The following is a 10,412-nucleotide window of genomic DNA, read 5'->3' as shown; positions in this document are numbered from 1 at the left end:
GGTGGTGATGGTGGTGATGGTGGTGATGGTGGTGATGGTGGTGATGGTGGTGATGACGGTGATAGCGGTGATAGCGGCGGCGGCATATAAGTCATAGCGCAGAGGATGATATGAAAAACCTTCTCATGAAAGCTGTATATCTCATTATTCTCACCTCAGCATTACTGAGACCTTTCATGGTCGTATTCACGGTAACCTCTTCTCTGGCGGCCGGAATATTCAGCACTGCGGCATGGGCAGACGGCGACGGTGGCGACGGTGGTGACGGTGGCGGTGACGGAAACGGGGGAGACGGAGGGAATGCTGGTTCTGGCAGCAACGGAAATGGCGGCGACGGCGGTAATGGTGGTGAAAACGGAGGAAATGGAGGGAACGGCGGTAATGGTGACGGATCAGGTAATGGCGGAAACGGAGGCGATGCGGGTCCTGGCGGCGTCGGCGGGCAGGGTGGCAGTGGCGGGAATGAGGGAGGACATGATGGTTCTCCCGGGATGAGTGGAGCTAAATAGTTATCCCTATGCCGTTAACGTGGTCTGCCGGAGGTTAATTACCCCGGCGACTTCATGCATACAGACTAAGCAGACAGCAAGGCAATGCTGAGACACCGGGTTGCCAGGCCTGAACTGCAAAGCCGGTGAAGTCATATCAGTCGTTTTTACCGGCACCAGTAAATCCCGATCTTCCTTAAAAGACATCGCATAGTGTCAGCCTGAGTGATGGCAGTTTATCCGGCACCACCCAACGATCCATTTCCCGCCCGGCCTCTGCCGACTCCTGTGACATAACCCCGGCCTCTTCTGCAGGGGAACGGGTTGAATCGCGGCATGCTGGTCACAGATGTTATGTTGCATTAGAGCTGAAAGCCGTTCTTATCAGGCCAGGATATTAAGGATCGCAACATAAAAAGAAGATACAGGCGGTGAACGTCCGTAATGAGCAAGGAGCGGACGTTCCGTTCTTAATGACTGACTGTTACCATTGCATCCAACATAGCACCCGGCTCATCCAACCTCACCCACAACAAAAATTAATATCCATAAATCAGCTCTATACACGTATGACATCATCAGTTCCTCAAGTCACAAAATATTTTGCCGATAACGATTTTTAACGATCCAAAGTCCTGGAAGACAGATATGAATAAATTTATTTATTGTGTGATTGCTTTGTGTTTTTCCGGTTTATGTTCCGCAGCTGAAGATTTAGGCTTGGGGACATATTTGTGTGATGTCCGGATAACCAGCTCTCATACAGAGACGCAGCTTTTGCCAAAAGCTGCTGTCGTTGAAGACAATGGAAGTAACTACAAAGTGAAAATGCTGGGTAATGAGGTAGCATCCCCAGCGCTTGAAAGTGTCATGGGTGGTATTAAACAGCAGGCTACTGTTAACGGAATAACCTTCGTAAGACGTCCTAATTACGATGATCGTTTTATCATCGAAAATGCGCATTCCGGCTTCTTTTATAAAATGAGAAACTGCAAAAAAAACTAATATTTTTTTCAGCTGATGCTTTAAGCATTAGTATAGGATGGCTTTTAAATTAATTATGTTTTAAAAGTCCCTGTTTACTATATTATCTCGGTTGTGAACCTCATATCTTTGCAGCCATGTTATGATTAAAATGCTTCGACAAATTGCTGTCACCTATTCGGCCGATGAGTAATTTAAACTGCTATCATGTCCGTATGCCTTCCAGTTTAACGTTCAAGCTGTATTACCTTTGTATTAATTTCTGGCAACTGCAATGAGGCGGGCCAGACTAAGTTCAGATTTATGTCCGCTATGAATGAGGAGCAGCCATGACCCCAGGGATGGTTTGAATAAGTGATATCCCTTTACCCGTTTTGAGCTGATGCTTTTCTTAGCAGGATGCTTTATGTTGGTCACACTCATCCTGCAGGGTATAACCATGATAAAAGTAGAAAAATCAGATCCATTTTCTTCAGAATCCTATCGTTTAATCGAAATGCTATCAGCAGAACTTGCCGCTATTACTGGTGATAACGGCAAAAGCAATTTCACCACCCAAGCAATGAGTGATGACAAAGCTTTATGGGCATTAGCAAAGAATTCTCAAGGCAAAGCTGTGGGATGCGGTGCTATACGGCCATTTACCCAAAATATAGCCGAGCTTAAAAGAATGTTTTCAGACCGAAGTGAGTCAGGGATTGGTGGTGCTTTACTCACTTTCCTTGAAAAATCAGCAAAAGAGATGGGATATATCGAGGTTAGGCTGGAAACCCGCCACATCAACTATCGTGCTGTAAATTTCTACATGAAAAATGGTTATGTCCCTATTGAGAATTACGGCCTGTATATAGGCAGAACAGAAGCTATCTGTTTCTCAAAGGCATTGCGCTGACTATATTAATTGGAACTGACGTCCGCTCCTGTCCCAAAGTAAACTGCCATCGGGCTGATGACCGCTATATGCCAGAAACGGACACTGTTTTTAATGTGATTTATTTGATGCTGCCTTTGCTGGAGCACAAAGGAAGTCAAACTACGTCGCGATTACTGCTATCCCCGCCAGGGATAAAACCCCATTAGCTAAGCAAACGTACCGCGCCCGGAGACTTGCCCGTTACACGCTTAAAAGCCCGGCTGAAAGCAGCCTGAGAGGAGTATCCTAACCGTTGCGATGCGGTGTCGACGGTGATGTTTTCTGACGACAGCCAGCGGATAGCGAGATGCATCTTTACTTCTGTTGCATACCGTAGCGGTGGGACGCCGATAGTGGTCTGAAACCTTTCGGCGAATGCGGAGCGGGATATATGCGATTCGGCGGCGAGTTCTGCCACGCTCCAGTCGCGGCCCGGTTCGCGATGAATCGCCAGGATGGCCTGAGCCAGACGCGGATCGCGCAGTGCTGCAGCCAGGCCAGGGCTATTGCCGCAACCGTCTTCCACCCATCCTCTGATAAACATCGCTCCAGCCACATCGGCAAGCCTGGCGAGAATACCTGCATAACCCACGCGTCCGGAGCATATCTCACGCTTCATCGCATCAAGGATATGCATGAGTCCCGGCCACTGAATCCCCTTTGCATCGGCATGCATAATTTCAGGCAGCACATCCGCCAGCCGCTGCATGCTTCCCAGATCAATTTTCATGCAACCAAAAAACAGCACAGCGCCTGGCGTTTCCTGGGTACTCGGGCAGGTATCAATCCCACTCACTTTTTCATCGAGTGGTGCCGTTTCAATATTGTCGATATCCAGCACGTCGGCGGCTGTTGCCGACAAAAGCTGATGCCGTTCGCCGTGGGGAAGAAATACAGCCTCTCCGGCTGAAAGCGTAAGAACTTCGCCGTTTGCACTATGGAGCACCATCTCCCCTACAGCGACGTAGTGCAGATAAGCATGACCGGGCCTGCTTGCGAAGTTCAGGCCAAAGGTATCTCCCGTCTGGATACGCTGATATCGCACGCCGTATAGCCGCAGGCCGGAAAGCAACTCGCTGATGAGTTCTGATGACAGAGCGAAGGATGAAGTCATATGCCTTTCCGGGTTTTGGGTGAAAAAGTGAGGGTTTTAGAGCATAGATCATCCAGCTGCGCCTGAATAGACTTCTTCTCCTGAAACGACTTTCCAGGAGACTTAGAAATGACGGATGAAACTTCTATCAGGGTTCACAAAGAAAGAGTGCAAAGAGATGAGAAAATCCAGCCAGCCTGGCTTGCGGTTTTTTCGTTAACCATGGGTGTTTTTGGCCTGCTCACCGCAGAGTACCTGCCTGCCAGCTTATTAACGCCTATTGCACGGGATTTGGGTGTGTCAGAGTCTCTTGCAGGACAGGCCGTAACAGTGACGGCGGTGATTGCGTTATTTGCCGGATTACTGATACCGCGATTAACGCGTGCGCTGGACCGGCGCGTCGTGTTGTTGAGCTTTACTGCCCTTATGATCTTCTCAAATCTGCTTGTGGCGCTCTCTTCAGGCATTGTCATGCTGCTGGCAATGCGCATCCTGCTGGGTATCGCGTTGGGTGGATTCTGGAGTATGGCAGCGGCGGTTGCGATGAGGCTAGTGCCGGAGAGGCTGGTACCGCGGGCGCTGTCGATCATTTTTAGTGGAATCGCGGTAGGTACTGTTGTTGCCGTACCGCTGGGAAGTTATCTGGGCGAGATGTCTGGCTGGCGTAGCGCGTTTATTGCCGCTGCTGCGGTTGGCGCAATCTCTTTCATTTTTCAGTGGCTGACCCTGCCCGGAATGCCGCCGGTAGTCAGGACCAGGACGGCATCCGTATTTTCTCTGCTTCAGAGGCCGGGCGTGAGTGTGGGCATGCTGGGGTGCGTGCTTGCACACACCGGCCAGTATGCGCTGTTTACCTATATACGGCCTGCGCTGGAAGGACTCGCACACATAGACGCAAAAGGGCTGGCATTAATACTTCTGGTGTTTGGCGTTGCTAACTTTATCGGGACACTGTCGGCAGGATGGCTGATGGAACGCAGCCTGCGTTTTACGCTGATTATTATGCCTGCTCTGGTGGGAGCAGCGGCACTGGGTATGATCACTCTGCCGTTATCAATCGCCGGGCTTACAGCGCTGGTCATGCTGTGGGGCATGGCATTTGGTGGCATACCGGTGGCGTGGTCAGGTTGGGTCGCCCGGACTCTCCCCGATGAGGCCGAGAGCGCAGGGGGTATGGTGGTCGCCGCCGTTCAATCCTCCATTGCCGCGGGTGCAGCAATAGGTGGCCTGATATATGGCCTCAACGGGGTAACGGGGGTATTCATTACAGCTGCCTGTATCATGCTCACTGCCGCGCTGGTTATTGCATTCCGGGTCAGAGTCTCGTCATCAGCTGAAGGAACGCAAAGCATATAATTTCAGTGACATTTAAGATGTCGGGACACCTCAATCGAACAGCTTAACATCCCCGGACCGCACAGCGTTCCGGGCCTGCTGGCTGAGTGTGATGGCAAAGGGGCTGGTTAACTTCTGAAGCTGGTTAACAGGCGCTACGGCAAAAAGCGGCGCTTAGCAATAATCAGTAAGTGCCGTTTTACTCGCTATTCTGAAATATCACCATTCTCAGTGGTGATTCAAACGTGCAGAGAAAACATTCCTTAACAGAGAAGCTTGAAAAACAGTTTCCAGGTGATATTTTCAACACATAACTACCTCATCAGGAAGACAGTGTGATTACTCTCAGGAATATGAATGAAGAAGAATTCGTAAATTATCGTTCTCTTTTCATCGATGAATATTCGCAGGATCTGCAAAACAATCGCGGATATCTTTCCGAAAAAGCACGAATCAAAGCCATAGAATCTATTGATACAGTGTTAACAAAGGGAGTTGTGACCCCGGCTAATCAGCTGTGGTGTATCCAACAGCCTGATGAACCAGAGGACGTTATTGGCATCCTCTGGCTGTCGATCACCGGGTCATCAGCCTGGATAAGTGATTTCTACATTTATCCTGACTGGCGCGGCCGTGGATTCGGTGGTCTGGCCTTATGCGAATTGAAAAGATTGCTAAAAATAATGAACATCGATGAAGTCGGACTTAGGGTAGCTCCGAATAATGCCTCAGCCAAAGCACTGTATCAGAAGAATGGCTTTCATATTACCGGCATCAATATGTCTCAAAATTTAAAATAAATAATTTAATAAAGCGTTCTTACCAGTAGCCAAAGAGAATATCTTTTTTAAATATCCCGCCGTGCAGCGCCTCATAATACACATTTGAGGAAATATTTTTTACGACACACTGCATTATTCTCCATAACCCGCTGAGCAAAGAACGGCCTCTTAATCACAACGGGTTTAACCGTTACCTCATGGGTGATTTTAACTAAGTTTGTCCCGTGAAAAGAATCAGCTTTACGAGGGGCCGCTCCTGGCATAGAGCAGTCTGACATCGAATAATGCGCGCTATGAGCGAAAAGCGGACGTGATGAAATGAACGCTTACGACCTTATTCGATCAGGATTTTTCACTCATCTCTGGCCAGCGTATTGCCTGCAGCACAGCCTTGCCTCTGCCGACCCAGCGTGATCCAGACCATCAGCGCGCAAATCAGCGTGACAGCAGCCAGAACTCTAAAAAGAAACGTATACGCAGTGTCATAACTGTCCTGAAGCAATAATCGTGAAATACCGGGTAACATCGCAGCGGCCTGCTCAGTACTGCCGCCCCCCAGCCATGCGGCAGCCTGGTGAATGACCTCTGGCGCATACCCGTGAACGGTGTTTTTCAGATTCAAATCATTCATTTCTGTTAAAAATGCTGACGCCATCGCCAGAGCGATCCCTTCTCCGGCAACGCGAACGGTATTAAAGAGGCCTGCGGCCATGCCCGCTTTCTCCACAGATACAGCTGAAAGTGCCAGACCATCCATCAGTCCCCATGGAAGCGCAGCGCCGGTACCGGTCATAATCAGTGAAAGCACAAGAAAATTACTGCTGTTACCCGGTAGTGCGTATCCGAGGAAAAGCAGCCCGACTGATGCAATAATAAGTCCTGCAGCTGAAACGGTTCCTGGAGAAAACCACCTTGTCAGCAGTGCGGCAATGGACGGGAAAACCAGCATTGGAGACGTCAGCGCCATAAGATAAAAAGCGCTCCGGGACTCACTCATCCCGTCACCGCCCATAAAATGCAGCGGAATAATAATCAGCAGCACAACATAGCAATAGCATGTTGCTATCGGCAGTAGCAGAACGCCGGCAAAGCGCGGGCGCAGCAGCAGAGAGATATCCAGAACAGGATTTTCAACCCCCAGGCAACGCACTACAAACCCGCTGAAAAGCAGCATGGCGGAAATGAAAAGGGCGAGTGTGGGAAACGATAAAAACCCAAAGGCAGGTATAAGCATTACCGCTGATGTAAATAACATCAGGGCTGCAGTAAACATGATTAATCCTGTGCCGTCTGGTTTCTGATGTCCGCTCTCTTCTGATGCTGGCAGAAACGCAGCACCGGTCAAAAGTACAATGCCTGAAAGCAGAGCTAACATGGCATACAACCATCTCCAGCCCAAAGCATCCGTAATGAAACCCATCAACACAGGGCCGAACGCCAGGCCCACGCCAAACATAGTGCCAAGTATGCTGAAGGCCCGTGTCCTGTCCGGACCTTCATAGAGACGGGCCAGTGCGGCGCTGCCGCTGGCCAATATCAAGGCCGCCGCAAGACCCTGCAGTGACCTGAACAACCCAGCCATAAAGATATCCTGTGTCAGGCAGATCATAACGCTGCTCAGGCAAAACAGGGCTGAGCCTGCGGTAAAAATGCGCTTTCTGCCAGTAACATCCGCAGCAACACCGGCTGACAACAAAAAACTGCCGAAAGTCAGCATAAATCCTTTCGTCAGCCATGACAGCGCGGCAGGCGAGCCGCCAAGAGCCTGTTGTATTGCCGGCGTGGAGATTACACCACCGGTAAAGCTTAACGGCAGCAATATAGCCGCCAGATAGACAGAAAAGGCTGCCATATTCCTGGCCATTGGACTGGGTGTTCTGGCTGAAGTTGCCATTGGGTGACCTTATGTTTCCGAAAAGCGGATGGGTTAACAAACTTCAGTAATGTTATTGCAGACATCAGAGTGAATAAATACACTGAAAATCTCTTCTTAATGGACATTAAGTTTATAATCAATGGACAGTCTGACCTCTCTTACTTCGTTTGTCCGGACAGCGGAGACGCTGAGTTTTGTACAGGCCGCAAGGCTGCTTGGGATTTCTGCCTCAGCGGTCGGGAAGAATGTCGCCAGACTTGAGCATAAACTGGGCGTACGTCTCTTAAACCGCAGTACAAGAAACGTGAGTCTGACAGCGGAGGGGGCTGCTTTATTAATCCGCTGCCAGCATATTCTTGAGCAATTACATGAGGCGGAGTCAGAACTGACGAGCAGCTTAGCGCAGCCTGCCGGGAAGCTCAGGGTTTCACTGCCTGTCATTGGCTACAGGTTGATCCTTCCTCTTCTGCCGGACTTTTCCCGCCGTTATCCTCATGTAGAACTCGATCTCGATTTCAGCGACCGGCTAGTAAACATCATTGATGAAGGATTTGATGTAGCCATACGAAGCGGTGAACTGACGGACTCCCGACTGAAATCTAAAAAGGTTGGTGATTTTCGTTTTGTGCTCTGCGCCAGCCCTGACTATTTGAATGAGTATGGCGTGCCCGGCTCGCCAGCGGATTTAACGATGCACAGGTGCATTTCTTTTCGTTTTCCTTCAACTGGGCTGCTCCAGCCCTGGGAACTGCGCGGTATGTGCCCGGGTACTGACTTGAGGACAGCCCCTGTACTGACCGTAAATAATATAGAGGCTTCTGTTCGCCTGAGCCTGTCAGGTATGGGGATTTGCTATGTGCCCGGTTTTGTCGTTCGCGAATCTTTGAACACGGGGCAACTGAAAGAGGTATTGCCAGGTAGCTGTACCAGGCAGGGGGTTTTCTCGGCACTCTGGCCGGCTAGCCGGTATCTTTCACCGAGAATACGCTGCTTTGTCGATTTTATTGGTGAGTCCGGCCTGTCTCTGTAATCTGTACCAGGCAGTTAATGCTTTCTGAAATCGTATGCACTTTTATGCTTATCTCAAAATCATGAACGTCCGCTCCTGGCATTAAAGGGACTGGTAACAGTCAGATGTGCGCTAAGAGCGAAAAGCGGTCGTTGATTACGCGTAATACAGCGATCTGCTACAAGGCTTCAAATGGTTGAACCCTATAACAGAAGTAGATAATAAAGGTTTATGCTCAAGCAATATGTTACTGGTCTACGAGATGGCAGCTTTCTTTATTAAGGGGAACATATGAAAACACCTGCATTGGAAACTTCGCGCCTTTATCTTCGTCCACTTCAAGCCGAAGATGCTCTTCAAATCCAGAAGATTTTTCCGCAGTGGGAAATTGTTCGCTATCTTGCCGCAGGATTTCCCTGGCCTTTCCCTGACGATGGAGCCAGTCGTTATGTCAACATGCTCGCGCTACCTGCATCAGCCAAAGGATTAGCCTGGTTCTGGACCATAAGACGTAAAGAAGAACCATCAGCTATGATTGGGCTGATAAGCCTTTCAGATGAAAAGGATAACAACCGTGGATTCTGGATTGTGCCTGAGTGGCAGCGTAAAGGGTATATGTCTGAAGCATGTTACGTAGTTACTGATTTTTGGTTTAATACTCTTCATCGGGAAGTTTTGCGAGCGCCAAAAGCAAGCGCAAATAGCGCATCAAAAAAAATATCGTTGAATAACGGAATGCGGCTTGTTCAGAATTGCAAGAAACAATATATCGAAGGCGAACTGGATTCTGAGTTATGGGAAATAACCAGGCAAGAGTGGAACAGTCAAAAAATCTGACCAGAGGCATAGTGTAAAAGGAAAATCTTAACCTTTGTTACTCTGAGTCCGCTTCTGGCAAAAAGCAGTCGTTCTTGCGGCGACTTATCTAAACAACATGGGGAACAGTTTATTCCCCATGTATGGCAGGAATATACCCGCCGCGCGTTCATCATGATTACGGTTGCTTGCTGTTACCCAGCACTTTGTTAATCGCTTCAGTCCCACATTGATCGTCGGATTCCGCGCCGCCGGTGCCCGCCATGCCGATAGCGCCAATCCACTGGCCGCGATATTGCACCGGCACGCCGCCGCCAAGCAGCAATAGCTCATTAACCGTATTCAGGTTGACGCTTTCCGGTGAGGATTGCGCCTTTATGGTCAGTTGTCTGGTTGGCGTTTTGGTGGAGAGCGCAGTAAACGCTTTACGCCATGCCGCCTGGGTATTGTGCGGCCCCACGTTGTCATCCCGCATCAGTGTGACCAGGTTTCCACCCCGATCCACCACGGCAACCACGCCCTGACGATTCATGTTATGGCAGACGGACAAGGCCTCCGTTGCCAGTTGATTACTCAGCGCCTGCGTCATGTCATAGACGGAGGCTGGCTCAGCAGCGAGCGCCACGGCAGGTCCGGTAGTCAGCATCAATGCCAGCAGTAAACGTTTCATTTATTTCAGCTCCCGCGATAGGTGGAATAACCGTACTGGCTCAGCAGCAACGGAATGTGATAGGTGGTCGTGGTATTGGTGATATGGAACTCCACCGGGATTTCGGGGAAGAAACTCTGCTGTTGATGTGCCGCAAAATAGTGACCGGTTTTAAAAATCACCCGATAGTCTCCCGCCTCAAAGGGCTTTGCTGGCCAAAGGGCATCAATCCGACCCTGCTGATTAGTATTGGCGGTATTCAGTACTTTCCAGCTTTCTCCCTGTTTCTGCTCAAGCATTACCTCAACCTCTGAGGCCGGCAGCCCGGTCTGCTGGTTCAGCACGTGAACGCTCAGCGGATTTTTACTGGCCGCGAAGGTGACCGCGGGAACGGCAAGCAGCGTAGTGAGGGCCAGGGCAGTGAGACTCTTTTTCATTTTTTAATACTCCGGTGTTAATCACCCCGC

The 10,412-nt window shown here is 49.8% G+C and carries 11 protein-coding genes; 7 read left to right on the top strand and 4 right to left on the bottom strand.

Annotated features, from left to right (window positions below; translation table 11 throughout):
- Nucleotides 1-249: 249 nt before the first annotated feature.
- The 3 genes from ACK13D_RS00545 to ACK13D_RS00535 all read left to right on the top strand — a co-directional run bounded on the left by ACK13D_RS00545 (nucleotide 250) and on the right by ACK13D_RS00535 (nucleotide 2,364).
- Nucleotides 250-495, top strand: a complete 246-nt coding sequence (locus ACK13D_RS00545) for a hypothetical protein (RefSeq protein ID WP_022624743.1) — start codon at nucleotides 250-252, stop codon at nucleotides 493-495.
- 641 nt (nucleotides 496-1,136) lie between these two features.
- On the top strand, nucleotides 1,137-1,493 hold the full coding sequence (locus ACK13D_RS00540) for a hypothetical protein (RefSeq protein ID WP_418795386.1): 357 nt from the start codon (nucleotides 1,137-1,139) through the stop codon (nucleotides 1,491-1,493).
- A 385-nt stretch (nucleotides 1,494-1,878) separates the two neighbouring features.
- Entirely contained in the window at nucleotides 1,879-2,364 is a 486-nt protein-coding gene (locus tag ACK13D_RS00535) for a GNAT family N-acetyltransferase (protein ID WP_124890539.1), read from the top strand.
- Nucleotides 2,365-2,548: 184 nt separating this feature from the next.
- Here the strand turns inward: ACK13D_RS00535 and ACK13D_RS00530 are convergent, their stop codons facing one another.
- Nucleotides 2,549-3,499, bottom strand: coding sequence for an AraC family transcriptional regulator (locus tag ACK13D_RS00530; RefSeq protein ID WP_418795384.1), 951 nt, complete (start codon nucleotides 3,497-3,499; stop codon nucleotides 2,549-2,551).
- A gap of 108 nt (nucleotides 3,500-3,607) precedes the next feature.
- Between ACK13D_RS00530 and ACK13D_RS00525 the strand changes: the two genes are divergently transcribed.
- Both ACK13D_RS00525 and ACK13D_RS00520 read left to right on the top strand, forming a co-directional pair.
- On the top strand, nucleotides 3,608-4,834 hold the full coding sequence (locus tag ACK13D_RS00525) for an MFS transporter (protein ID WP_418795382.1): 1,227 nt from the start codon (nucleotides 3,608-3,610) through the stop codon (nucleotides 4,832-4,834).
- A 314-nt stretch (nucleotides 4,835-5,148) separates the two neighbouring features.
- Entirely contained in the window at nucleotides 5,149-5,613 is a 465-nt protein-coding gene (locus ACK13D_RS00520; RefSeq protein WP_418795380.1) for a GNAT family N-acetyltransferase, read from the top strand.
- 334 nt (nucleotides 5,614-5,947) lie between these two features.
- Here the strand turns inward: ACK13D_RS00520 and ACK13D_RS00515 are convergent, their stop codons facing one another.
- Nucleotides 5,948-7,489 carry an MFS transporter gene (locus ACK13D_RS00515; protein WP_418795378.1) on the bottom strand — a complete coding sequence of 514 codons (1,542 nt, stop codon included), beginning with the start codon at nucleotides 7,487-7,489 and terminating at the stop codon, nucleotides 5,948-5,950.
- A gap of 121 nt (nucleotides 7,490-7,610) precedes the next feature.
- Between ACK13D_RS00515 and ACK13D_RS00510 the strand changes: the two genes are divergently transcribed.
- Both ACK13D_RS00510 and ACK13D_RS00505 read left to right on the top strand, forming a co-directional pair.
- The gene (locus tag ACK13D_RS00510; protein WP_187496556.1) at nucleotides 7,611-8,501 is read left to right on the top strand and encodes a LysR family transcriptional regulator; all 891 of its coding nucleotides are present in this window, start codon (nucleotides 7,611-7,613) and stop codon (nucleotides 8,499-8,501) included.
- Between the two features lie 270 nt (nucleotides 8,502-8,771).
- Nucleotides 8,772-9,317: a GNAT family N-acetyltransferase gene (locus tag ACK13D_RS00505; protein ID WP_187496557.1), complete on the top strand. Its 546-nt coding sequence runs from the start codon at nucleotides 8,772-8,774 to the stop codon at nucleotides 9,315-9,317.
- Between the two features lie 157 nt (nucleotides 9,318-9,474).
- On the opposite strand, the gene ACK13D_RS00500 is transcribed toward ACK13D_RS00505, so the two are convergent.
- The gene (locus tag ACK13D_RS00500; RefSeq protein WP_061703436.1) at nucleotides 9,475-9,966 is read right to left on the bottom strand and encodes a GlcG/HbpS family heme-binding protein; all 492 of its coding nucleotides are present in this window, start codon (nucleotides 9,964-9,966) and stop codon (nucleotides 9,475-9,477) included.
- Between the two features lie 5 nt (nucleotides 9,967-9,971).
- Nucleotides 9,972-10,382: a hydroxyisourate hydrolase gene (gene uraH / locus ACK13D_RS00495; RefSeq protein WP_010247303.1), complete on the bottom strand. Its 411-nt coding sequence runs from the start codon at nucleotides 10,380-10,382 to the stop codon at nucleotides 9,972-9,974.
- Nucleotides 10,383-10,412: the final 30 nt, after the last annotated feature.

Source organism: Pantoea sp. K16, from assembly GCF_048452805.1.
GTDB lineage: Bacteria > Pseudomonadota > Gammaproteobacteria > Enterobacterales > Enterobacteriaceae > Pantoea > Pantoea agglomerans.
This window is presented reverse-complemented; position numbering and strand designations above follow the sequence as displayed.